Annotated in this window: 21 protein-coding genes; 8 read left to right on the top strand and 13 right to left on the bottom strand. The window is 64.0% G+C overall.

The genetic code is table 11. The annotated features are described in order from the left end of the window. Window positions 1–133: 133 nt before the first annotated feature. Together QF015_RS04240 and QF015_RS04235 are read right to left on the bottom strand one after the other, a co-directional pair. Entirely contained in the window at window positions 134–778 is a 645-nt protein-coding gene (locus QF015_RS04240) for a GNAT family N-acetyltransferase (protein ID WP_429387254.1), read from the bottom strand. Between the two features lie 101 nt (window positions 779–879). Further along, window positions 880–1641, bottom strand: a complete 762-nt coding sequence (locus QF015_RS04235) for a hypothetical protein (protein WP_429387252.1) — start codon at window positions 1639–1641, stop codon at window positions 880–882. Window positions 1642–1702: 61 nt separating this feature from the next. On the opposite strand from QF015_RS04235, the gene QF015_RS04230 reads away from it, so the two are divergent. The 3 genes from QF015_RS04230 to QF015_RS04220 all read left to right on the top strand — a co-directional run bounded on the left by QF015_RS04230 (window position 1703) and on the right by QF015_RS04220 (window position 3421). Beyond that, window positions 1703–2251 (top strand): prepilin peptidase, encoded by a 549-nt coding sequence (locus tag QF015_RS04230; protein ID WP_429387250.1) that lies wholly within the window; start codon window positions 1703–1705, stop codon window positions 2249–2251. A 122-nt stretch (window positions 2252–2373) separates the two neighbouring features. Beyond that, on the top strand, window positions 2374–2940 hold the full coding sequence (locus tag QF015_RS04225) for an META domain-containing protein (protein WP_429387798.1): 567 nt from the start codon (window positions 2374–2376) through the stop codon (window positions 2938–2940). Between the two features lie 4 nt (window positions 2941–2944). Continuing rightward, entirely contained in the window at window positions 2945–3421 is a 477-nt protein-coding gene (locus QF015_RS04220) for an NUDIX hydrolase (protein ID WP_429387248.1), read from the top strand. A 2-nt stretch (window positions 3422–3423) separates the two neighbouring features. Here QF015_RS04220 and QF015_RS04215 read toward each other — a convergent pair whose 3' ends face one another. From QF015_RS04215 to QF015_RS04195, 5 genes are all read right to left on the bottom strand, one after another. Further along, the gene (locus QF015_RS04215; RefSeq protein ID WP_310201704.1) at window positions 3424–5094 is read right to left on the bottom strand and encodes an MDR family MFS transporter; all 1671 of its coding nucleotides are present in this window, start codon (window positions 5092–5094) and stop codon (window positions 3424–3426) included. Continuing rightward, window positions 5091–5777 (bottom strand): TetR/AcrR family transcriptional regulator, encoded by a 687-nt coding sequence (locus QF015_RS04210; protein WP_429387246.1) that lies wholly within the window; start codon window positions 5775–5777, stop codon window positions 5091–5093. Before QF015_RS04210 ends, QF015_RS04215 begins: the two co-directional genes overlap by 4 nt. A gap of 183 nt (window positions 5778–5960) precedes the next feature. Then, entirely contained in the window at window positions 5961–7388 is a 1428-nt protein-coding gene (locus tag QF015_RS04205; RefSeq protein ID WP_310201700.1) for a class II fumarate hydratase, read from the bottom strand. 87 nt (window positions 7389–7475) lie between these two features. Next, a complete protein-coding gene (locus tag QF015_RS04200; RefSeq protein ID WP_310201698.1) occupies window positions 7476–8090 on the bottom strand; it encodes a carbonic anhydrase in 615 nt (204 codons plus the stop codon). A gap of 51 nt (window positions 8091–8141) precedes the next feature. Next, entirely contained in the window at window positions 8142–8837 is a 696-nt protein-coding gene (locus tag QF015_RS04195; RefSeq protein WP_429387243.1) for a DUF4245 domain-containing protein, read from the bottom strand. A gap of 199 nt (window positions 8838–9036) precedes the next feature. Between QF015_RS04195 and glpX the strand changes: the two genes are divergently transcribed. Beyond that, a complete protein-coding gene (gene glpX, locus QF015_RS04190; protein WP_310202461.1) occupies window positions 9037–10059 on the top strand; it encodes a class II fructose-bisphosphatase in 1023 nt (340 codons plus the stop codon). A 246-nt stretch (window positions 10060–10305) separates the two neighbouring features. Here the strand turns inward: glpX and QF015_RS04185 are convergent, their stop codons facing one another. From QF015_RS04185 to QF015_RS04165, 5 genes are read right to left on the bottom strand one after another with little or no spacing between them, the layout of a single operon-like run. Then, window positions 10306–11241: a lipid II:glycine glycyltransferase FemX gene (locus QF015_RS04185; protein ID WP_429387241.1), complete on the bottom strand. Its 936-nt coding sequence runs from the start codon at window positions 11239–11241 to the stop codon at window positions 10306–10308. Window positions 11242–11244: 3 nt separating this feature from the next. Beyond that, complete coding sequence (manA, locus tag QF015_RS04180; protein ID WP_429387240.1) at window positions 11245–12495, bottom strand: mannose-6-phosphate isomerase, class I; 1251 nt, start codon at window positions 12493–12495, stop codon at window positions 11245–11247. Between the two features lie 52 nt (window positions 12496–12547). Further along, entirely contained in the window at window positions 12548–14164 is a 1617-nt protein-coding gene (locus QF015_RS04175) for an LCP family protein (protein ID WP_429387796.1), read from the bottom strand. Window positions 14165–14184: 20 nt separating this feature from the next. After that, a complete protein-coding gene (gene purE, locus QF015_RS04170; protein ID WP_310201691.1) occupies window positions 14185–14748 on the bottom strand; it encodes a 5-(carboxyamino)imidazole ribonucleotide mutase in 564 nt (187 codons plus the stop codon). Next, window positions 14745–15932 carry a 5-(carboxyamino)imidazole ribonucleotide synthase gene (locus QF015_RS04165; RefSeq protein ID WP_310201689.1) on the bottom strand — a complete coding sequence of 396 codons (1188 nt, stop codon included), beginning with the start codon at window positions 15930–15932 and terminating at the stop codon, window positions 14745–14747. Before QF015_RS04165 ends, purE begins: the two co-directional genes overlap by 4 nt. A gap of 191 nt (window positions 15933–16123) precedes the next feature. On the opposite strand from QF015_RS04165, the gene QF015_RS04160 reads away from it, so the two are divergent. Then, complete coding sequence (locus QF015_RS04160) at window positions 16124–16693, top strand: GtrA family protein (protein ID WP_310201687.1); 570 nt, start codon at window positions 16124–16126, stop codon at window positions 16691–16693. On the opposite strand, the gene QF015_RS04155 is transcribed toward QF015_RS04160, so the two are convergent. Further along, window positions 16680–17375 (bottom strand): TIGR03089 family protein, encoded by a 696-nt coding sequence (locus QF015_RS04155; protein ID WP_310201685.1) that lies wholly within the window; start codon window positions 17373–17375, stop codon window positions 16680–16682. The two genes, QF015_RS04160 and QF015_RS04155, sit on opposite strands and share 14 nt — an antisense overlap. A gap of 378 nt (window positions 17376–17753) precedes the next feature. Here QF015_RS04155 and QF015_RS04150 point away from each other — a divergent pair, with 378 nt between their 5' ends. From QF015_RS04150 to QF015_RS04140, 3 genes are read left to right on the top strand one after another with little or no spacing between them, the layout of a single operon-like run. Beyond that, on the top strand, window positions 17754–18299 hold the full coding sequence (locus QF015_RS04150) for a WhiB family transcriptional regulator (RefSeq protein ID WP_429387237.1): 546 nt from the start codon (window positions 17754–17756) through the stop codon (window positions 18297–18299). Window positions 18300–18328: 29 nt separating this feature from the next. Beyond that, window positions 18329–21682 carry a glycosyltransferase family 2 protein gene (locus tag QF015_RS04145; protein WP_429387235.1) on the top strand — a complete coding sequence of 1118 codons (3354 nt, stop codon included), beginning with the start codon at window positions 18329–18331 and terminating at the stop codon, window positions 21680–21682. Continuing rightward, window positions 21675–23312: a DUF5719 family protein gene (locus tag QF015_RS04140; RefSeq protein ID WP_429387233.1), complete on the top strand. Its 1638-nt coding sequence runs from the start codon at window positions 21675–21677 to the stop codon at window positions 23310–23312. Before QF015_RS04145 ends, QF015_RS04140 begins: the two co-directional genes overlap by 8 nt. The last annotated feature ends 45 nt before the right edge of the window (window positions 23313–23357 follow it).

Raw genomic sequence — 23357 nt, 5'->3', positions numbered from 1 at the left:
GGCCACGGCCCTTCGCCGTCGCTTGGACACAACGCAAAAGGACCCCGAAGGTCGCTGGACGACCTTCGGGGTCCGATGCGTTGCGATGCGCCCCTTTCCGGGAGGCCGCAGCCGCGCTCTTGCCGGAGAGCCGTTAGAGCTTGAGGTACGTTCTCAGTTCTTCGTGGCCTTGGACTTTGAGGGTCCAGTTGGGGCGTTTGAAGGTTTCCGGGGTGAGGCGGACTTTTTGGACTTCCTGGACTTTGTCCCCCCAGCCGTCGCGGAAGATGCCATTGGGTTCATAGCCCAGGCTGGTGGAGACCCCCAGGGATTGTTGGTTCCAGGAGGCCGCTTCGGACTCGGCGACTTCGGCGCCCAGGTCATCGAAAGCGAAGCTGACGACGGCGGCGCGCATCTCCTTGCCGAAGCCCTGGCCTTGCGCGGACTGCTTGAGCCAGGATCCCGTACTCACTGTCTTGAGGGTCTTGAAGTTCTTGGCGCCGATGTCCTGGACTCCCAGGAAGTCCTCCTCGTGCCACACGGCGAGGAGGAGGGTCCAGGAGTCCTCGGTGAAGTTCGCCCGGCAGCGCCAGTACCACTGGGCCATGTTGGGGGCGAGCTCGTCGGCCGGCAGGTCGGTCCACGGGGTGCTGAACGGGCTCTTGCCTGGCTCGTGGACTCCGGAACGCGCGGCCGCCACGGCGGCGGGGATGTCGTCGTCGAAAACTGGACGGATGGTCAACCTCGGGGTGGTGAGGGTGAGTCCGAACGGGGGCCAGATATCTGCCAGGGGTGTCATCGCCGTAGCTTAGCCCGGCAAGGCGGGCCAGGCGAGTCACATCGCAGGCAGGCCCTATGTCACGGGCGCTTTCCCACGATGCCTGCCGAGGGCACCGGTTTTCAGGCGGCCGGGCCGATGTCCCACGGGATGTGGCGGCGTACGTCAGTGAGGTTCATGGACTCCGCCAGGAACAGATCGTCCAGCATGTACTCGTCCACGGCCAGAACCTTCAGCCAATGGCCTTTTCCCGAAGAGTCCCCGTCCAGGCTTTGGCTGGCAACGCAAACCCCAGTGCCGACGTCGATCCTTATCAGCGTCCGGCCGGGGTGGACCAACGGCGCTGCCGGGTCCGAGGGAACATAGGTCCTGCTGCGCGTGACAATCGTTTCCAACGCTGGGCGGCCCTCGTGGTCAACCTCCCTCGGCGGCTCAAGGAAGACACGGTTGGTGTCCGGAAATTCCAAAGGGACCGGCGCGTTCCCTGCCAGTTCCACGGGATCGAGAGCGGCAGCAAGGCGCCCATTGCCGAACGAGGGCTCACCGTAGGCGGCCTCCGGGCGCCGTCGGACCAGGCCGGCGTCGTCATATACGGGCGTCACCAGGTGGGCAGGAAGCAACCATGAGCGGCGTGTTGAGGAAACGTACAGGTCATCCCGGGAGTCATTGATGCCGGTGGTGCTGTGCAGCAGTTGGCCGTCCGGTGTTTCCAGGCGAAGAGCGCCCGGTCGCCTCAACCACGCGCGGACCATGGTGGCTCCCGTCCCCGGCCGTTCCAGGTACTCGAAGCGTAGACTCGTCCATTTCCACGGCGAAGAACGGCAGAGATTCCGGAAGGTGGAGGACAAGTCGAATCCCGGTCCTCCTGCACTGTAGCTCCCCATATCCACAGTTTACCCAGTCGTTCAAGCGGGCCTGGCGGCCAAAGCGGGATAGCATCCGAGAGTGATCCGACGACTCTCCGACCTCTGGGACGCCAGTCCGCTGGGCTTCTGGCTGCTGACGGCCGCGTGCCTGTACTTCCTGGTGATGGCTGTTCAGCTCACGGTGATCGACGTGCGGAGCCACCTGTTGCCGAACCGCATCGTTTTCCCTTCGTACGCCGTAGCAGGGGTGTTGTTGCTGGCGGTATCCCTCCTGGCATTCTTCGCTGGAACGGGCCAGGACCACCTGTCTGCGGACGTGTTCGCGGTGCCTGGAATCCGGGTCCTCGCTGGAGGGGCCGTCCTGTGGCTCTTCTATTTCGTGCTGCGGATCATCCATCCGCCCGGCATGGGCTTTGGTGACGTCAAGCTGGCTGGTGTGTTGGGGCTTTACCTGGGCTACCTGGGGTGGAGCCACGTGTTCGCAGGGACGTTCGCCGCTTTTGTCCTGGGCGGTCTGTGGAGCCTGGCCATCCTGCTGACACGCCGCGGCACGTTGCGTTCGGCCATTCCTTTTGGCCCGTTCATGCTGGCGGGGGCGGGAACTGCCATGGTGCTCTTACCCGCATGACGACTCCAACTGCGGCCGAACTGCAACCGTCGTCGTATTTTCGCGTTCACCGCACTGCGGCATGCTTAGCCCAGCGGGTGTTTGCCTGTGCATGACGGTGGCAGGAGGGTGCTGTGCGACGGATGAGCTGGGGGTTCTTTCTGGGAGCCTCCCTTTCCTGTGGGCTCCTGCTGGCTGGATGCGCGCAGACAATCAACAGTCCTGACGTCACCGCCGTGTCCAGCAGCCAGCCTGGCACTGCGCTGCAGCCTGCCACTACGCTGCAGCCTGCCACTACGCTGCAGCCCGGCGCTGCCGAACAGCCGTATCCCACCCAGGGGCCGGAGACCCCCTGCGAAGGAGGGCCGTTGGGCTGTGCCGAATATACGACCGTGCGGGGAACCGACGCCACAGGAAACGTGGCGTGGCTCGAATCGGAACCGCTGAGGGTCAGCTCGCGGCACGCCAACGGCCAGTGGACCCTCTTCGTTCACACCCCGTGCAATCACCTGCAGGTTGCAGTTTCGGTGCAGGCTAATGTCATGACGCAGCTTTGGATGGCCGCCACCGACAGGGGCTGCGAAGGGCCAACAGCCAGTTACCAAGCGTGGACAGAGAAGCTCTTTGAGCAACCCGTCCAGTGGAAGCTCGACGGCGACGTCCTCACCTTGCGCAACTCACATGCCACGATCGAATTTAAGGAAAGCTGACACCATGGGTGCACCGGAATTCGTGCTCAAACTGAGGGAAAAGATCGGCAACGATCCTCTCTGGCTTCCGGCCGTGCGGGGAGTGGTCTTCGATGACGAAGGCAGGGTGCTGCTGGGCCAGCGTGCCGACAACGGTCACTGGGCACTGATCACCGGCATGCTGGAACCGGGGGAGCATCCCGCGCCCGGGCTGGTCCGGGAAATCTTCGAGGAAACCGCTGTGGTGGCGGAGACCGAGCGGATCATCGGCGTCGGGGTGGTAGGGCCGGTGACCTTCCCCAACGGTGACGTCTGCGATTTCCTGGACATTACTTTCCGGTGCCGTTACGTGTCGGGGGAAGCCCGGGTGAACGACGACGAATCGCTCGCCGTCGGATGGTTCGCGCTGGATGACCTACCGGACATGAGCGCGGGAAACCTTGAAGCAATCAGGCTTGCCACGGAGCCCGAAGGCCCCGTGGCGTACCAGTTGGAGGACTGACGCTACTGCCGTGCGGCCCCGGTGCGGTCCTTATCAGGGCCGTCCGAAGCGGCCAGACCGGCTTCCAGCTTGGCAGTTTCCAGGCGTTCTGCCTCGAGACGGTCAGCTTCCGCGCCGCCCACAGCTTCACCGCGTGCCACCATGCCGGCGGTGTCGGAGAGGGGGATCTGCTTGAGCGTGATGGCGAGGATGAGAGCGATGGCGATGAACGGCACCAGGTACCAGAAGACAGGTGCCAGTGAGTTGGCGTAAGCGTTGACGATGGCGTCCCGCAACTGCTCAGGCAGCTGAGACAACGCCTGCGGATCCAGCGTGCTGGTGGACTGGGAAGCCTGCTCCGCGGAAGCACCGGCACCCGTGAACGCTTCGGTCAACGAAGCAGACAAACGGTTGGTGAAAATCGCACCGAACACGGCGACGCCGAGCGAAGCACCCACCTCACGGAAGTAGTTGTTGGTGCTGGTGGCCGTGCCGATCTGGTCAGCCGGCACGGAGTTCTGCACCACCAGGACGATGACCTGCATGATCAAGCCCAGGCCCGCGCCGAAAATGAACAGCTGGACACAAATGACCCAGATGGGGGTTGATGCCGCCAGCGTGGTCAGCCACAGCATCGCAGCGATCGTGAGGGCCGCGCCAAGGATCGGGTACATCTTGTACTTGCCGGTCTTGGAGATGCGGATACCGGAGTAGATGGACGTGCCCATCAGGCCCACCATCATCGGCAGCATCAGCAAGCCTGATTCGGCAGCTGACGTGCCTGAGGACATCTGCAGGAACGTGGGAACGAAGGCGATCGCAGCGAACATGCCCAGGCCAAGGGTAAAACCGATGGCTGTTGCGTTGATGAAGATCGGGTTCTTGAACAGGCTCAGGGGAATGATGGGATCCTCGGCACGCCGTTCAACCATCACGAAGGCAAAGGCCGCCAGGACCATGCCTGCGCCAAAGGCCCAGGTAAGCGGCGAATCCCAGCCTTCATCCTTCTTGCCACCGAAGTCGGTGAAGAAGATGAGGCAGGTGGTGGCTGCGGAGAGGAAGAGGACACCCAGGATGTCGATCTTCTTTTCGGCTTTCTTGTTCGGCAGGGTCAGGGTGAACCAGGCCGTGATGAACGCAGCGATGCCGATGGGGATGTTGATGTAGAAGGCCCATTCCCAGGTGAGGTGGTCCACGAAGAACCCGCCCAGCAGCGGACCGGCCACAGCGGAAAGACCGAAGATGGCACCCAGCGGACCCATGTACTTGCCGCGCTCCTTGGCAGGCACGATGTCGGCGATGATGGCCTGCGAGAGGATCATGAGGCCGCCGCCGCCCAAGCCCTGGATGGCCCGGAAGATCACGAAGCCCCAGAAGTCAGTAGCGAACGCACAACCCACGGAGGCCAGGGTGAACAGGGCAATGGCGATCAGGAACAGGTTGCGGCGCCCGAGGATGTCACCGAATTTGCCGTAGATGGGCATCACGATGGTGGTCGCAAGGAGGTATGCCGTGGTGATCCAGGCCTGGTGCTCCACGCCACCCAGTTTGCCCACGATAGTGGGCATGGCGGTGGAGACGATGGTCTGGTCGAGGCTGGACAGGAGCATGCCTGCGATCAGCGCAGAGAAGATGATCCAGATTCTCTTCTGGGTCAGCAGCAGGGGTTCCGCTGCTTTCGTAAGTGTACTCATGCGGGGTCCTTCGGGGTTTCAAGGGGGTTGGGGCCCAGTTGCTGGCTCGTGGCCAGGGGTTGGGCAAAGAGTTTGCGTGCGGCGTTGAGGTTCTGTTCGAGGATCCCGCGGTAGGGGCGGGTGTTGTCCTCCGAGAAAAATTGCTGTGCTGTCTTTTTGGAGACTGCCCCGAACAGCACGGTCGCGGTCAGGACTTCGGGGTGCTCGGGATCCAGTCCTTCACGGGCGGCCACGAGCGCTGCGAACTGACGTTCGCGGGCCTCCCCTTCCAGAGTGAGCCGGGCCAGGAGTTGCGGTTCGGCGGTGATGGCGGCGATGAACTGTTGGACTTCGGTACGGCTGATGGAGGAACGCTCCATCAGGTTCACCGTCAGGACATGCAGCGCCGCGAGGAGCGTTTCAGAGATGCTGCCGGACGTGCGGGAGGGATTTCGGTTGAACGCCTCCAGCGCCTCTTCAGGGAGTTCGTCGGAAAACGAGCCGATCACGGCGTCTTCCTTGGAGTGGAAGTAGTTGAAGAAGGTCCGGCGCGAAATCCCGGCCGCTTCGCAGACTTCCTCGACCGTGAAACCGCTGAGGCCATGCTCCCCGGTCAGGGAACGCGCGACGGCGGTAATCGCCGTCCGCGTGGCGGCCCGCTTGCGCTCGCGGAGGCCGCCGTCGGTATTTGCACTATTGCTCACAAAGTAAAGTTTTGCACTCCAGGCAGAAAAGTGCAAAAAAGTTGAGTCTATGCCACGGCTGATGCCCATCAGGGCGGCTCTCCGGGGCATCAGCCGTACAAAAAACTCCGGGGACGCCGACGGCCGGTACCTTTCAGATGAAAGGTACCGGCCGCCGTCGTGCGTTGAGCGTTAGGCCAGGGGCTAGGCCTTGTGCGCCGGGGACGTCATGGTGGTGACGTCGAGGGCCTTGTCGAGCTCGGCCTCGGAGACCTTGCCTTCACCCTCGCCGACGAAGCCGAGCTTCTCGGTGGCCTGGCGGATGGTCAAGCCCTCCTTGACGGCGATCTTGGCGATCTTGGCGGCGTTCTCGTAGCCAATGAACTTGTTCAGCGGGGTCACGATCGAGGGGGAGGCTTCGGCCAGGAAGCGTGCGCGCTCAACGTTGGCCGTGATGCCGTCGATCATCTTGTCGGCCATGACGCGGCTGGTGTTGGCCAGCAGCCGGATGGATTCAAGAAGGTTGGCGGCCATGACGGGGATGCCCACGTTGAGTTCGAAGGCGCCGTTGGTGCCGGACCACGCAATGGCGGTGTCGTTGCCGATGACCTGGGCGCAGACCATGATGGAAGCTTCACAGATGACCGGGTTGACCTTGCCCGGCATGATCGATGAACCCGGCTGAAGGTCCGGAATGGCGATCTCGCCGAGGCCCGTGTTGGGGCCCGAGCCCATCCAGCGGAGGTCGTTGTTGATCTTCATGAAGGAGATCGCGATGTTGCGCAGCTGGCTGGAACCCTCGATGAGGCCATCGCGGTTCGCCTGTGCTTCAAAGTGGTCGCGGGCTTCGGTCAGGGGCAGGCCGGTGTCGGCGGCGAGCAATTCGATGACGCGCTCCGGGAAGCCGGCCGGGGTGTTGATGCCCGTGCCAACAGCGGTGCCACCGAGGGGAACTTCGGCAACGCGGGGGAGTGCTGCGTTGATGCGTTCGATGCCGTAGCGGACCTGCGCCGCATAACCACCGAACTCCTGGCCCAGTGTGACGGGCGTGGCGTCCATGAGGTGCGTGCGACCGGACTTGACGACGTCCTTGAATTCGGCGGACTTACGGTCCAGGGACGCTGCAAGGTACTCAAGGGCCGGGATCAGGTCATTGATCAGGGCCGAGGTAGCGGCGACGTGCACGGACGTCGGGAAGACATCGTTGGAGGACTGGGAAGCGTTGACGTGGTCGTTCGGGTGGACGACTTTGTCACTCCCGGCAGCCGCGAGGGCGCGCGAGGCAAGCTCGGCGATGACCTCGTTGGTGTTCATGTTGGAGGAAGTGCCCGAGCCGGTCTGGAAGACGTCAATCGGGAAGTCGCCGTCGTACTTGCCGGTGGCAACCTCATCGGCAGCGGCAGCGATGGCCTCGGCGAGCTCGCCATCGAGCACCCCCAGTTCGGCGTTCGCCAGTGCAGCGGCCTTCTTCACGCGGGCCAGGGCTTCGATGTGGGTGCGCTCGAGCGTCTTGCCGGAGATCGGGAAGTTCTCCACAGCACGCTGCGTCTGGGCGCGGTACAGGGCGTTCACGGGGACGCGAACTTCGCCCATCGTGTCATGTTCAATACGGAACTCAGTGGTGGAAGTCATGGGGCTAGCTTAGGGCGATTGGGCGCCGCACAGAAAACCCGGAGGGGAGTGCTACGTGCTCCGGCGCGGGGGCCGGAGCACGTGCTCCTAGAGCTTGCCGATCCCGGAAACGAGGGCTGCGCGGCCCTCGTCGAGCTTGTAGGACAGGCCGATGACGGCCACGCGGCCCTCGTCGATGGCGTCGGAAATCACACGCGAACTGTCAGCCAGCCGGGCCGCAGTCTGCTTGACGTGTTCCACCACCATGTCGTTGACGTCTTCCTGGCTGTTGCGCTTGGCCGTCAGGACCGAGGGCGTGATGCGCTCCACGAGGTCACGGATGAAGCCCGGAGGCATCTCGCCCGTTTCGACGGCAGCCTTGGTGGCCTTTACGGCACCACAGCTGTCGTGGCCCAGAATCACGATCAACGGAACACGGAGTTCGCTGATGCTGTATTCGAGGGAGCCAAGAACGGCGTCGTCAATGACCTGGCCGGCGGTGCGGACCACGAAGGCATCACCGAGGCCCAGGTCAAAGATGATTTCAGCCGCGAGCCGGGAATCCGAGCAGCCGAAGATGACGGCAAAGGGATTCTGGTTCTCGATGAGTGAAGATCGTCGCGAAGCATCCTGGTTGGGGTGCAGGGATTCGCCGGAAACAAAACGTTCGTTGCCCTCGCGGAGACGGCGCCACGCCAGGGCTGGAGTCAGGTAAGTAGGCACGAGCCTTACTTTACGACGCGGACAGGGCAGTCCGTGAAACTGTTGCGCCGGTTAAGCGGACGGTTGCGACGAAGGAGTGGCCGGTGCGGACGGCAGCGGGGCCTGCTCAACGGACTTCACGACGGCGGCCGCGAGCGTTGCGAACTCGTCCAGGCTTGCGGTGCCGCTCAGGATGATTGTCGTCCCGCGGTACTCCAGGACCATGCTTCGCTTTTCCTTGCCGGAATCCCGCAGCTCCCAGTCCTGGCCGCCGGCATTGCGCGTGCCGGTGACGGGAAGGTTATCTGTCTGCTGCAGCACCCAGGTGGGGTTGGCCTGGGCGGTTTGGGTCAGGCCGATGAAGGCCTCCTTGGGGGTCAGGAAACCAACCTCCCACGTCGGGACGCCACTTCCCGTTCCGGACTCCCAGCGGGCATAGTTCGGCCTGAACGCGGCACCGGTATCAGGAGTGGCCGGTGTGAATCCTGCCACACCTGCGGCGTTGCGGGCGATGGCCGACACGTCGACATTCGGCCTGAAACCCTCGCTTTTAGGTGCCGGGTTCATCAAAACGATGGGGAGGAAGGCCAGGACGCACAGCAGCAGGGCAATGACCATGCCGATGACCGAAGCGTTGGCCCGTTTGGCGGCCTTCGCTGCAATGACGGGTCTATAAGGGGCATCCGGGATTACCGGGGCATCGGTTGGATGGGCCGGTGCAGCATCAGGCTGGCTGTCTGCTGGGGGCTTGTCCTGCGTTTCACTCACCCTTCCATGGTCCCTTATCTCGGCAGGGAACACACATCCGGCAAGCTCATCGCTGGTATTGCGGACTGAGGTCATCCAACGACCCGCAACGGATGCGGCGACTATGATCGGTTGTAGAGGAACCCGGGTTGCCCTGTGCAACTGTGTCCGGTCCCGTGAATCGTCACTCGAAGAAGAGGTTCAAGTGTCTCCTGCACCAATGACCCAGCAGTATTCCACGATTTCGCCGTCGCTCGCCGTCGGCATCGACGAACCCGACCGCAACCTTGCGCTTGAACTCGTCCGCGTCACCGAGGCAGCGGCCATCGCCGGTGGCCACTGGGTAGGTTTCGGTGACAAAAACAAGGCAGACGGCGCCGCTGTCGACGCCATGCGTTCGTTCCTTCACACGGTCCACTTCAACGGCGTTGTGGTCATTGGTGAAGGCGAAAAAGACGAAGCTCCCATGCTGTTCAACGGCGAGCAGGTAGGTGACGGCACCGGCCCCGAGTGTGACGTCGCAGTCGATCCCATCGACGGAACCCGCCTGACTGCCCTCGGTATTAACAACGCCCTGGCTGTGTTGGCTGTTGCTGAGCGTGGGTCGATGTTCGACCCTTCCGCCGTGTTCTACATGGAGAAGCTCGTCACCGGCCCCGAAGCCGCGGACATGGTGGACCTCCGCCTGCCCGTCAAGCAGAACCTGCACCTCATTGCCAAGGCCAAGGGCGTCAAGGTCAACCAGCTCAACGTCATGATCCTTGACCGCGACCGCCACCGGCCCCTCGTGGAGGAAATCCGCGAAGCCGGTGCGCGCACCAAGTTCATCATGGACGGCGACGTTGCCGGTGCCATCGCGGCTGCCCGCTCCGGCACCGGGGTGGACGCCCTCATGGGCATCGGCGGCACCCCCGAAGGCATCGTTGCCGCCTGCGCCATCAAGTCCCTTGGTGGCGTCATCCAGGGCCGCCTGTGGCCTACGTCGGACGAAGAGAAGCAGAAGGCCATCGACGCCGGACACGACCTTGACCGGGTCCTGTCCACCAACGACCTCGTCACCTCGGACAACTGCTACTTCGCTGCCACCGGCATCACCGATGGCGATCTCCTCCACGGCGTGCGCTACCAGAAAGACCGCGTCATGACGCAGTCCATCGTGATGCGTTCCAAGTCCGGGACGGTCCGCTTTGTCGACGCCGAGCACCACGCGTCCAAGTGGGAGACGTACGCGCGCAAGCCGTAACCACCCCGTTGCTGTCGCGTCTTTGACGCGAAAGGCGCCCTATCGCTCTGCGGCTATCTCCTCGTACCTCGTCGATTTGATGCCGCTGACGCGATAGGGCGCTTTTCGCTGTCCGGATGCGATGGCCGCGGCTTCCGGCTTCGCGCTGTTGTGGGGTGGGTAGGGCAGAGCGCGGGGTGTGCCCTCACCACCCCACTTTGATGTGGGAACCCTGCCGACACGCCGTGAGCCACGGCGAGCCAGCGACTAGCGGAGCTTATCCCGCAGCGCCCTTGCCAGTTGGTAGGCGCCGTAGCGGATTTTGTTGACCGGGAGGTCCCAGGTGCCGGGGTAGGAGACCTCGCGGCCGCCGAAGGACTTCTTGAATGCCGTGAATCCGGCCCACTTGTGGTCCGGTTGGTCCTCGGGTGCCACGCCCCAGAGGTCCACGTGCTTGAGGCCCTTTTCCTTGGCATCGGCCATGAGCGTCACCAGGAGCGGGATGCCTGCACTGAGCTTGCGGTGGGTATCGTCCAGGGCCGCGTGGGCGTACACGCGGGTGTCGGCGGAGTCGTACGCGAAGGCAGCTGCGATCGGTTCACCCTCCAGTTCCGCTATGAACAGAGTTCCCGCGCCGGAGGGCAGCAGGGACGCGGCAACCTGGGTGAGGTACTCGTCGCTTTGGGGCTTGAACCCATTGCGGGCTGCCGTGAGGTGGAGGAAGTGCAGGAGCACCGAGATGTCCGCGGGATCCTGGGAAGCCCGGAACGTCACACCCTTCTTGTGGATGTTCCGGTACAGGTTCCTGTTGGTCGGCTTCATGCCGGCAAGGACGTCCTTGAAGTCGCCCTCCAGGTCCACGATCCAGCTGAGCTCGGGCTGCTGGTTGACCGGGGCGGGACGCAAGCCGCGCGCGCGAAGGAGGGGGCCGGCGTCGGACGCTGTGAAACCTGCTGCTGCGGGCTCCATCCTGACGAAGACCGCATGCTCCTTCTTCGCCAAGGCCACCAAGGCAGCAGTGGCGGCGTCGAACGCTTCGACGGACTCTGCTACAGGGCCATAGGGGGCATAAATGACCTTGCCGGCCGGGTTCTTCTCCTCGATCGCAAGGAAGCTCCAGCCCGGGCCGGACTGCTCATGGACGCGGCGTCCCAAGGAACGCTGGACAGCAGCCCACGACGACGTTTGCAGGAAAAACTCCATGCTTCAGTTCCCCAGCCCTGTGGTGACCGCGAAGGCGATGCTCGTCTCTGTGGCGCCTTGGACGGGGTGGACATTCACCGGAGCCTCGATGTCAGGAATGAAGGCGGCACCGCCGCGCTGGAGCAGGAGATCACTCTTGGGGGAGTCCAGCATCACCGAACCGGAAACAACCACGACGACGGCGGGTCCGGCTTGCGCCAGAGGAACCGGTTCGGAACCCGGGTCAAGTTCGATGCGCTGCAGCTGGAATTCCTTGAATGGCGGGCGGTACAGTTCCTGCCCGAACTCCGTGCCGGTTGCCTCAACGCGAGGCACTCCGAGGGCTTCAAACCGAACGGTCCTAAGCAGCTCGGGCACATCCACATGTTTGGGAGTGAGCCCGCCGCGCAGCACGTTGTCGGAGGAAGCCATGACTTCCACACCCAACCCGTGAAGGTAGGCGTGGATGTTGCCCGCGGGCAGGTAGACCACTTCGCCGGGCTCCAGGGACAGGTGGTTGAGCAGGAGCGAGATAAGCACGCCGGGATCCCCGGGGAAGGCCTCGTTGACGTCCAGCATGGCCGCCAGGGCTTCGCGGTGGGGCTCGAGCGGCGCGCCGGCGGACAGGACGGCAACTATCTCGTCGATGGCATCGGAGACCTGGCGGCCGCCCTGGATGAGGCGGCTGAAGGCCGCCTTCAGGGCAGAAGATTGATCAGTTTCACCGAGATCGGAGATGACGGCCTTCAGGACAGGAGGAACCTCGACTGCCGCCGAATCGAGGACATGGGCCAAATGCTCGAAGATGCTCCGGGAAGCCGCGGGAGAGCGGAACCCGCACAGTGCTTTGAACGGAGTGAGGGCAAAGATCATCTCCGGTTTGTGGTTGTCGTCGCGGTAGTTGCGGTTCGCGGCATCTGCAGGGATTCCGGCCGCATTCTCCCGGGCGAAACCTTCCCGGGCCTGCTCCAGGCTGGGGTGAACCTGCAAGGACAACGGCTTTTCAGCAGCCAGCAGTTTGGCTAGGAAGGGCAGGCGGGGCCCGAATTCGGCCAGGCTCTCCGAACCCAGGACGCGCTGGGGATCCGACTCGATCAGGGCGTTCAGCGGCTGTGTCACACCGTTCGGGTGAATGGCCGTGGAGGGGGAGTCAGGATGTGCTCCGATCCACATTTCAGCCTCGGGACTACCCGATGCCGGCCGCCCCAGCAAGCCTGCGATCGCCGTCGTCGAACCCCACGCGTAGGGTCGCAAAACATTCTCAATCTGGTACACGAAAGAAAGTCCTTATCGTTGCGCTGAACGTGGGGTAAAGCGTAGTTGCGGCCTACAGCGGGGCGCACTGGCCATTGGTGGCCACCAGGTCCCGGATGCCCTGCTCGTCACCCTGGGCTTTGAGGCCGTTCAAGAGTTCGATGGTGATCGGGGTGCCGTCAGGTGTGGTGGTGACCGGCGTAAAATCGGCCGACGGCGACGGCAATTGACTTGCGGGAAGAACCCCGGTTGGTGGTCCGGCAGCCACCATGGTGCCAGCCGCAGCACCGTTGGGGGTTACGACGGCGTCATCCGCCTTGGGGCCGTTGGAGGGCGCCAGGACTTCCTGGACCTTGGAATGGATCAGGTCGAAGTCCGGCACGGTGGAGAAGGACGCATCGAAGTCGGGAGGCCCGATGGTGAGGCGTTTGACGGGCTGGTTCTTTGACTTCAGCGCGAGGTCGACAAAGCTGCCCAGCTGGTTGGAGGAAATGTTGGAATCAACAACCTTGGTACCGGCGTTGGCGATGTCCTCGAACTTGGTGAGCAGGGTCGCCGGATCAAGTTGCTTGAGCATGGCCTGCTGCACGCACTGCTGGCGGGCGATGCGGGCGTAGTCATCCACGAATTCGCGGGAACGGCCGTACCAGAGGGCGTGGAAGCCATCCAGGTGCTGGTCTCCTGCAGGGATCCAGCCGTCGGGCATCCCGTGGATCCCGTTGGCCTCGTCGGTGACAGGACCACTGATGGGCACCCAGCCGCCCGCCTTGATGCGGATACCACCCATGGCGTCGATGAGCTTGGCGAAGCCGTCCATGTCCACCAGGACATAGGCCTGGACCGTAATGCCCAGCGTTCCGGAGACTGCCTCCAAAGTGGCCTGCGCGCCGGGATCGGCGACGCCGGGGTAGAGGTTCTGGTAGTTGTTGGTGACCTCGGTGTTGACTGCGTTGATGAGGCACTCGTCGCCGCAGTTGTAGCCCTCAGGGTAGATCTGGCGCATGGGCGAACCCTCGCTGAACTGGGCATTTTGGAGGTTGCGGGGGACCGAAACGATGGCGCTCTCGCCCGTTTTGGCGTCGACGCTGATGACGGAAAGGCTGTCCGGGCGGCGGCCCGTCCGGTCATCCCCGGCGTCACCGCCCATCATGAGGAAGTTGTAGCGGCCGTCCACCGGATCGATGGCAGGACCGGCGTCGAAGATGCTGCCGATCGCGTTGCGGCTCACGTTCAGGACGTAGGCGATGTAGCCCAGGGAACCACTGGCGATGACGGTGGAGGCAACCAGTACCACGGCAATGATGGGCCGCATTCCGGGGGCCAGCAGGGCCGGCCTGATGATCCGCAAGGTGTTGAGGAACAAGTAGGCCCAACAGAGCGCCAGGGCTACCAGGACCACAATGATGAAGAGCGAACCGACCGGATGGGTAAAAATGCTGAGCAGCAGGGTGCGGTTCACCAAGGCGATAACCAAGGTGAGCAGTGCCACGGCCCACACCGTGAGGGTGACGCGCAACGCCACCCGGCCGAGTTTCCGGTCCCCGGCAACGATCTGGGCGCTGCCAGGGATGAAAAGCGTGAGGAGGACCAGCACGAAGGCGCGTTTGGTCCGCACCGGGGCGCTGGCCCCGGACGGATAGCGGACGGGATCAGTCAGGGCGGAACCGTGCTGATTCTGAGTCTTGTGCATGGTAGTCAACCGCTGCCTTCCTAGCGGGAGCTCCGGGCTGAGGCGTTGGCTGCGGAGAAGACTTCTTCAACTTTGTGGCGGAGGTTTTCGCCCTTTTTGGTGGCCACGTCATTGAGCTCCTGGGCGAAGGCGAGCAGATCAGCGCGGAGCTTCGACGCCAGTTCATCCGTACCGGAGGCCAACATGCGGACGGCAAGGAGTCCTGCGTTGCGGGCGCCGGCAATGGACACCGTGGCGACAGGGACGCCGGCAGGCATCTGGACGATCGACAGCAGGGAGTCCATGCCATCCAGGGTTTTGAGGGGAACGGGGACGCCAATCACGGGCAGCGGTGTCACCGAGGCGAGCATGCCGGGAAGGTGGGCAGCGCCACCTGCGCCGGCGATGATGACGCGCAGCCCGCGCTCGTGGGCGGTCTGGCCGTAGCGGATCATCTCCGTGGGCATACGGTGTGCTGAAACGACGTCTGCTTCAAAGGGGATACCGAATTCGGCCAAGGCATCCGCGGCGGCCTCCATGACCGGCCAGTCGGAATCCGAACCCATCACGAGCCCGACCAGCGGGGCTGTTGCTTCTGACGTCATGCGGTCTCCTCAGGGGTGGTCTGCTCCGGCTTGCGGCCGTCACGGATGATGTTGGCTACGACGGTGGCGCGCTGGCGGACGGAATCAACGTCGGACACGGAGGTGCCCACGAGGTTCACGTGGCCGATCTTGCGGCCGGGACGGACGGACTTGCCGTAGGAGTGGACCTTGGCCGCGGGCTCGAAGGCCAAAGCCATGGGGAAGGCCTTGAAAAGGTCCTGGTTCTCGCCGCCAAGGAAGTTCTTCATGACGACCACAGGGGCCAACGCGTCGGTAGCGCCAAGGGGGAGGTCCAGGACAGCGCGAAGGTGTTGCTCGAACTGGCTGGTGATGGACCCGTCCTGCGTCCAGTGGCCCGTGTTGTGCGGCCGCATGGCCAGTTCGTTGATGAGGAAGCCTGCTCCGACGCCGGGGGTCTCAAACAGCTCCGCCGCCATGACACCGGTGACGCCGAGCTCGTTCGCGATGCGCAACGCAGCTTCCTCAGCTGCGGCTGCCACCTCCACCGGAATGTTCTGTGCCGGTGCGATGACCTCGTCGCAGACGCCGTCCACCTGGATGGTGTGGACCACGGGCCAAGCCCGGGATTCTCCGCTGGGCGTGCGGGCCACCAGTGCGGAGAGTTCGCGGCTGAAGTCCACCTTTGCCTCTGCCAGCAACGGGCTCATCGCCTGGAACCACCCGGCAGTGTCTGCTGCGTCATCGGCTGAATCGACGATCCTGACGCCCTTGCCGTCGTAACCGCCACGGGGTGTCTTCAGGACAACAGGCCAGCCGATACGGTCGCCGAAAGCTACCAGCTCGTCAACGCTGTTGACGGCGGACCACTCCGGGTTGGGAAGGCCGAGGCGGTCGATGGCGGCCCGCATCACCAGCTTGTCCTGGGCGTTCACCAAAGCGTCAGGGCCTGGTTGGACGTTGACGCCGGCATCCAGCAGCGCCTGCAGGTGTTCGGTGGGGACGTGCTCGTGGTCAAACGTCAGCACGTCCAGGCCCTTGGAGAACTCAAGGAGAGCGTCAAGGTCCTTGTAGTCGCCGATCGGGGCTGTGGCCACTGCGGCAACAGCCGAAACGTCCTCAGCCTCAGCCAAAACACGGAGTTCGAAGCCCAAGGCGGTAGCGGGCGGGGCCATCATTCGTGCGAGCTGGCCGCCGCCAACAACGCCAATTACTGGAAAAGTCACAAGGTTCAGCCTACCGAACCGGGGGCGGGATCACTGATTCTGCCGCCCCTTCGACCGCTTTTCCACAGCTTTTAACAGCGGCGGGGCGCCAGTATCGGCGTTCTCACAGGCACCTCAAAGGCAGTGTGGGAAAATCGGCGCTAAAATGGACGTGGCCCACCGGCCCACCTTTTCAACGGCCATGGAGGGTCATGATCACCACACTTGCAGATCGCATCCGCGGACTTGCGTCGCTTTTTTGGCGGGAAGTGGCAAAGTTCGGCGCCGTCGGCGGTGTTGCTTTTGTCATTGACTCGGCTGTCTTCATCTGGCTTTTCTCCGGGCCGATGCACGGCAGCGAAGTGTGGGCGAAGGCCCTGGCGACGATCGTCGCAAGCATTTTCTCCTGGGTTGCCAACCGTTTCTGGACGTTCCGCCACCGCAAGCAGGCGAATGTGGTCCGTGAGGCCGTGTTGTTCGCTGTCATGAACCTGGTAGGGCTGCTCATCGCCTCCGGTTGCGTGTGGTTTGCCAAGTACATCCTTGACCTCAACGACAAGCCTTCGCTGTTCATCGCAGGCAGCGTTGTGGGCCTGATTTTGGGGACCATCTTCCGCTTCTTTGCCTACCGCTTCTGGGTCTTCAATGAAGAACTGGACGCAGAGCCCGAATTCTCGCACGACCACGAGATCATCGACCTTCACCACAAGGCCAAGACGGGCGTGGAACCCGGTGCCGCCAACCCGGCGACCGGCGAATTCCCGTCCGTCAAGAACGGCTGACGCGCTCGTTCTCCAAAAGGTGACCGGTCACCTCGAGGTCCGGGTGCACCAGCACGACCGAACCATCCTGGTTCCACGCACCCAGGGAAGCCGACAAACCTGATTCCAAGCCATCCGCTGCCCGCACCAGCAAGCGAACGCCGGACTCCTGCGGTGCGGCAAACCCTTCGATGAGGGCGCCATGCTGCAGGGCAGTGGTGCCGCGGACGGCAGGCGAGTCCGCTGCAGGCTCGTTATGGGCCATGAAGACGTCGCCATGGGAGCGGACTTCCGCCGCGTAATCCACGACGCCGGAGGGCAGCTCACCCGGCCAGCGCATCGCAAGGGCGGCAAGCGGTACGGCGACGACCGCGTCGAAGCCGGCCCCGGCGCCGTCGTCGGGCCTGTCTGTCACCAGAAGATCCGCTGAGGTGTCGTCGAAGACCACTTCCATTCCGAGCTGCCATGCTGCCAGCGCCCAGACGAACGACTTCCAATGCGCAGGAAGGTCCAGTCGGATGGACATTCCAGGTTCTGCATCGAGCTCGTCCTGCAGGAGATTGCTGGTCTTGGCCACCCAGTTATCCAGGACGCGGCCGGAGAGCTCCACCCGCTCGGAGTCAGGCCCGTACCACGTGAGCCGTGGAGAGGTTGAATGGCCCGATCGCAGGGCGGTCATCAGGTTCGCTGCCGGGATGCTCATGCGTCAATCTTGCCACGGTGACCCCGTGCCGTCCTTGGGCTTATTGCCGGTATTGTGAAATGCGCCACAGGCCCCTTCGTCCAATCAATGGGCGCCTGACCTCGGCCGGCTTAATTTTCCGCGGAAATTCAATGAAAGTTCACGTAAATCGATTCAGGGCTCCCATTTGCCGCGGGGACACGCGGGGGCGCGGCAAAAATGTTGGGCGTGGCGCATCCCACGTTTCTACAGATTCTTGATTATTATTCCGGCGCGGCTTGACTGACGGGTAGTTACACGCGTGTAATTAGTAATCAAACGCCGCTGCACAGATGACCGGAACGTCGCCGGGAATCGGAAATACATCCACGCAGCAGCTGCAAAATCAGGAGGGACGCCATGGGGCAAGCGTTGCGTATCCAGGAAGATGCAGTCGTCGCAGAACATGCGTCGGTGAAATACCGTTCGCGGGAAGTACCGGGGGATTGGTACGTCGATCCGGCGGATCCGGAAGCGGCAGACCGCTACAACCAGAATGTGCAGGACTCTTTGGAGGATCAGGCAACGGCCCTCCTAGCCGCGCATGAGGCTCTGATCGGCGACCTGCCTGCTGGGCCGGACGAAGATGTGGATGACCCTCCCATGGAGCTGCGTCGTCCGACTGAAGCACCGGGGCAACCTGTATGGATCGGACTTCCGGGCCAAGGCGACTTCGATGACGAAGGTGAACTTGGTTGGCAGACTGACGCACTCTGTGCACAGACAGATCCGGAAGCTTTCTTTCCCGAGAAGGGCGGATCAACGAGGGACGCCAAGAAGGTCTGTGGGGCGTGCAACGTCCGATCGCAGTGCTTGGAGTACGCCCTCGCCAATGACGAGCGGTTCGGTATTTGGGGCGGGCTCTCTGAGCGGGAGCGTCGCCGGCTAAGGAAGCGAGCGGTCTAATTCTCAAGGAAGTTCACGTTACCGCCGTTGTGGTTTCCCACGACGGCGGCAACTATCTCCCCAGGACACTGGCGGCACTGTCGGACCAAACGCGTCCGGCAGATGCCGCCATTGGCATTGATACAGGTTCCACTGACAACTCGCTGGATTTGCTTCGCGAAGCCTTCGGCCAAGGCCAGGTCACCACTTTCCAGCAGGCCAAATCCGGCTTTGGCGCGGCTGTTCAGGCAGGCCTTCAGGAACTTGCTCCGGACAACAACCCGGCCGGTGAAGGCAAGGGAACCACCGGCGGGCCGGTCGAATGGATCTGGCTCCTGCACGATGATGCCGCTCCGGCGCCCGACGCATTGGCGGAGCTTCTGCACGCCGTGGAACGTGCCCCGTCGGTAACCGTGGCCGGTTGCAAGCAGCTCGGTTGGGACAACGCACGGCACTTGGTGGACGTGGGACTCTCCACCAGCCGCTGGGCCGAACGCCTGACGCTGATCGATGCTGACGAAGTAGACCAAGGGCAGTACGACGCCCGCACAGATACCTTCGCCGTGAATTCAGCCGGCATGTTGGTTCGCCGCGATGTCTGGGAGCAGCTGCAGGGATTCGACCCCGCGCTGCCCGGAAGCGGCGATGATGTGGACTTCTGCTGGCGCAACTGGCTTGCCGGCAACCGTGTGGTGGTAGTTCCCAGCGCCAGGGTGTTCCACGTGGAGCATCGACCCCATGGCTTGGGGACCTCCTCGGCAGCACGCAAAGCGCAAATCCACCTTCGGCTCAAGCACACTCCGTGGTGGAACGTTCCCTTCCAGGCCGTTGGCGCCTTGTTCGGTGCCATCGTCCGCCTCGTGTTGAGCATCCTGGTCAAGGAACCCGGCTATGGGTTCTCCCAGTTCACCGCAACCGTTGCCGCCTTGGTCCGCCCGATGGCGATTGCCCGGGGCCGACGGACTGCCGCCAGGACACGACGTGTCCACCGCTCCGTGATCCGGGGCCTGCAAACATCAACCCGTGAGGTCCGTGCCAACAGGCGGTCCTTGCTGGAGGCGATCCGCCCCAGTGAAGAATCGTCCGCGGTATCCGACCTCCTGGCTCCCGAGCCCAGTGGAGATGCGGCGGACGACTTCGCGGCGCTGGCAACCAACGAACGGGGCTGGGTAGGAACAGGGGCCGTCGCTGCGGCGTTGCTGGCCCTTGCCGCAGCGCTCGTCGGACTGCTGGGACTGCTCCGCTCCGGCACTGTGGCCGGCGGCGGTCTCCTTCCGCTGTCCACGACTCCCGGAGACATCTGGGCCAACGCCTCCACCTGGTGGATTTCCCTCGGCGCCGGGTTGCCGGGACACGGCGATCCCTTCGGCTATGTGTTGTGGCTGCTGTCCCTTTTCGGCGGCGGAGACGGCAATTCGGCCATGGCCTGGCTGCTGATCCTTGCCATGCCGCTGTCCGCTGTTGGCGCGTGGTTCGCCGCGGGTGCTTTGACGGCCAAGCGTCGTTTCCGGACTGTTGCTGCCGTGGCGTGGTCCGCGGCCCCGGCGCTCCTGATCGCGATCAATGAGGGCCGCGCGGGCGCGCTGGTGGCGCACGTGATGATGCCATTGCTGCTCCTTGCACTGTTGCGGGCCTCCGGATCTGCCATCGGCCAAGGACGTTCGCACCCGCTCACTTCACTGAGCAGGCGGCCGGCTCCGGTTCTTGGAAAGCCAGGCATCAATGGAACTCCGTCCTGGACCGCTGCGGCGGCAGGCGGTCTTGCCATGGCGGTCGTCACCGCCTCGGCACCATCGCTGTTGGGGCCGATCGTGGTCACGGTGATCCTGGCCGCCGTCATCCTGGGGCAGCGGGGCAAGACGCTGTGGTGGTCACTCCTGCCCACACTCGCCTTGTTCGTGCCCTACGGACTTTCCGTGGTGGACAGGCCCCGTGCTTTGCTCGCCGATCCCGGGTTGCCTCTGGCCTTTGAGGCAGCCCCGCTGTGGCAGCAACTGCTCGGACAGCCCCTGGCCTTTGACATCGACGGCGGTCTGACCGGCTTGGCACTCTTCGGTGCCGGTACAGTGCCGTGGGCACTCCTGCTGGCGCTGCTGGTCAGTGGCCCTGTGCTGGTCCTGGCGGTGGCGTCACTGCTCCTCCCCGGCAAGCGAACCGCCGTGGCGAGGGTGTTCTGGGTGGCAGCGTTGGCGATATTGGCGAGCGGCTGGTTGGTGGGCCACGTAGCTACCGGCGTCAACAACAACGTCATCGTTGGACCCTTCACTGGTCCTGCCGTTTCTGCCGCGGGCATGTTGTTGCTGGGTGCTGCCGTCATTGGTGCGGACAAGATCTTCACTGCACCGCGCCGGATGACCGACTCGAGCCGCCGTAAGCTGCCGGTGCTGCGCATAGCGTCAGGCCTGGTCCTGACGCTCCTGGTCGCGGGACCTTTGGCCGGCATGAGCGCCTGGGCCGCCCAGAACGTCCTCCAGCCGTCACCCGCACCCGGGGCGACTTCGGCAGGCGACGCTGCCGAACCGACGTCGTCCCTCGGATCCAAACGCTGGATTTGGCCGGTGGACTCCGGCACCTTGCCCGCCACCGCCGTCGACCGCGGGCAGGGACCTGAACGTACCCGGACACTGGTCATTACCAGCGGCGAGCAGGGTGCCTTCACGTCCTCGTTGATGCGCGGAGCCGGAACCACCCTGGACAGCCTGTCCACCATTGCCTCAGCCCGAACCATCATAGGTGCGCCTGGCCGCGAAGAAGTCGTGGCCGACGACCCTGCCACGGCGTCCCTTCGCCGGGCAGTGGCAACCATCGTCGCCAGCAGCGGGGTGGACCCCCGGGCTGACCTTGAACAACTCGGCGCCGGATTCGTGGTCCTCAAGGCTGCAGACAACGCTGCGCAGCTGACGGCCAGCAGGATCGACGCCGTACCGGGACTCGTCGCTGTTGGCCAGACCGACGCCGGGTGGCTGTGGCGGGTCACGCCGCGGAACCAGCCTGCCGCAACGGCCGCCGACACGGCGCACCGCGTCCGGGTGGTTGACTCCGAAGGCGCCACCGTGGCCAACCTGCCGGCCGAAGAAGTGTCCGTGGATGCTACCGTGCCTGCTGGTGCGGAAGGCCGCAAGGTGGTCCTGGCTGAACGGGCCGATCCCGGCTGGACTGCCTGGATGGACGGGCAGCAGTTGAAAGCCACCACGTCCGGGTGGTCACAGGCCTTTGACCTTCCGGCCACTGGCGGCGAACTGGAAATCCGCTACACCAACCCGTGGGCATTGTGGTTGGGGATCCTGCAGGCAGTGGTGATCGGGCTGACAGTCCTGTTGGCCGTTCCGATTCCCGCCCGCCGCACCCGAACCGGCATGTCGAGGGATGAAGTCTCCCTCCGTAAGGAGTACAGCAGTGTCTGACGACCAGAAGAAGCCGGTCGACGAAAAACCGTCGCGCAGCTCCGGTAAGGGCTCGCGGAGTTCCAACAGGGGCGTCGTCACGGGTGTCCTCTCCGCTGTTGTCATTCTGGCCGCCGGCGGAGGTGCCGTTGCGGCGACGTCCATGATGCCCGGACCCACCGGGGGCAGCACCATGGACATCCGGCAGGCCGACGTACCCGCAGGTCGTGCTTTGGGCGTATGCCCCGAACCCGCGAGGTTGGTCAACGGCACGGTGGTAGGAACGGACGCGGACTTCAGTCCCGTGTCCACCACTGCCGCCAGTGCCCTGAACGCCGTGGTGCTCAGCAACCCGGCAGGCACGGTTCCTGGAAGCAACGTGACGTCCCTGGGCGGTGACCCGGTGGCTGAGATCGCCAAGGCACCCACCAGTACTCCCACGCCAACAGCCGGTCCACCGGTGCTTGCGGCAGGTGTGGCCTCCATTTCCCCCGTGACGTCCCCGGCCGTTGTGGGGGCGGATCCGTTGGGCAACGAGCAGGCCTCCCTGGCTGCCAATCTCAGCTACTCCGCCACCGACGGTGACCTCCGTGGCCTGGCATCGACCCAATGCCAGTCGCCGGGAAATGATGCCTGGCTCCTGGGGGCCACTACAGCAGTGGGTCGCACCGCAGTCCTGAACCTGAGCAATGCCTCGGAGACACCGGCCACGGTGAACCTCGACCTCTTTGGAGAACAGGGCCAAATCCAGGCGCCGGGGGCACGCGGCCTTCTGGTAGCTCCTGGAACCACCCGCTCGGTGAACCTCGCCGGTCTTGCCCCCAGTGAATCCCAACTTGTTGTCCACGTGCGCAGCACGGGCGGCCCGGTGGCCGGGACGATTCAACAAAGTGTCCTGCGTGGACTCGCTCCGGGCGGTGTGGAGTACCTCTCGCCCGGCGCCGGGGCTTCCAACTTGCAGGTGATGTCCGGCGTGGATATCCAGGATCCGGCGGCCACGAAGGCATTGACCGGTAAATCCGGTTTCGCCGACGCGTCGCCGGCCCTTCAGATCGCGGTCCCCGGCTCCACCGATGCCGTGGTGCAAGTCAGCCTTTATGGGGCCAACGGCGAACGCAAACTTCCCAGCGGGGGAGTGGTCACAGTCAAAGGCGGATCGGTGGCCACCGTGGACCTTGAAGGCATTCCGGCAGGCACGTACACCGTCAAGGCCAGTTCCGATGTGGCATTTGTGGCCTCGGCGCGGGTAACCCGGGGCGCCAAAGCGGAAGAAGCGACCGACTTCGCGTGGTCCCCCTCGTCAGCGCGACTCGGCAGCCAACATCTGGTCGCTGTTCCACGGGACGGGCAGAGGTACCTCAGTTTCGGTGTGCCGGAGGGACGGGGCACAGTCACGTATGCTCCCGTGACCGCCGACGGCACGGTAGGCAAGTCCGTGGACGTTGACCTGTCCGGTGGCACCACATCGTTGATCGAACTTCCGGCGAAGTCCGGCGATTCGCTGGTGGCAGGGTACGTGGTGTCCGCGTCCGGTGACCCGATCTACGGCGCGCTGGTCTTGGGCAAACAAGGCCGTGCGGACGTTTCCGTTGTCGCCATTCAGGACGCAGCCGCGGGACTCGAGAAGGTTCCTGTTTCCGTCGGCCACTAGCATTCGGCACGGCACGGAGAAGGGTTGGCAGGCGGCGGGAGCCGC

Origin of the sequence: Paenarthrobacter sp. TE4293, assembly GCF_050435325.1 — a bacterium.
GTDB classification, from domain to species: domain Bacteria; phylum Actinomycetota; class Actinomycetes; order Actinomycetales; family Micrococcaceae; genus Arthrobacter; species Arthrobacter nitroguajacolicus_C.
This window is presented reverse-complemented; position numbering and strand designations above follow the sequence as displayed.

Coding starts and splice junctions, on each gene's coding strand:
- QF015_RS04220 (WP_429387248.1), top strand. CDS start 2,945: ATGGGTGCACCGGAATTCGTGCTCAAACTGAGGGAAAAGATCGGCAAC.
- purE (WP_310201691.1), bottom strand. CDS start 14,748: ATGACGTCAGAAGCAACAGCCCCGCTGGTCGGGCTCGTGATGGGTTCG.
- QF015_RS04215 (WP_310201704.1), bottom strand. CDS start 5,094: ATGAGTACACTTACGAAAGCAGCGGAACCCCTGCTGCTGACCCAGAAG.
- QF015_RS04150 (WP_429387237.1), top strand. CDS start 17,754: ATGGGGCAAGCGTTGCGTATCCAGGAAGATGCAGTCGTCGCAGAACAT.
- QF015_RS04160 (WP_310201687.1), top strand. CDS start 16,124: ATGATCACCACACTTGCAGATCGCATCCGCGGACTTGCGTCGCTTTTT.
- QF015_RS04185 (WP_429387241.1), bottom strand. CDS start 11,241: ATGGAGTTTTTCCTGCAAACGTCGTCGTGGGCTGCTGTCCAGCGTTCC.
- QF015_RS04175 (WP_429387796.1), bottom strand. CDS start 14,164: ATGCACAAGACTCAGAATCAGCACGGTTCCGCCCTGACTGATCCCGTC.
- glpX (WP_310202461.1), top strand. CDS start 9,037: ATGACCCAGCAGTATTCCACGATTTCGCCGTCGCTCGCCGTCGGCATC.
- QF015_RS04205 (WP_310201700.1), bottom strand. CDS start 7,388: ATGACTTCCACCACTGAGTTCCGTATTGAACATGACACGATGGGCGAA.
- QF015_RS04235 (WP_429387252.1), bottom strand. CDS start 1,641: ATGGGGAGCTACAGTGCAGGAGGACCGGGATTCGACTTGTCCTCCACC.
- QF015_RS04155 (WP_310201685.1), bottom strand. CDS start 17,375: ATGAGCATCCCGGCAGCGAACCTGATGACCGCCCTGCGATCGGGCCAT.
- QF015_RS04225 (WP_429387798.1), top strand. CDS start 2,374: ATGAGCTGGGGGTTCTTTCTGGGAGCCTCCCTTTCCTGTGGGCTCCTG.
- QF015_RS04240 (WP_429387254.1), bottom strand. CDS start 778: ATGACACCCCTGGCAGATATCTGGCCCCCGTTCGGACTCACCCTCACC.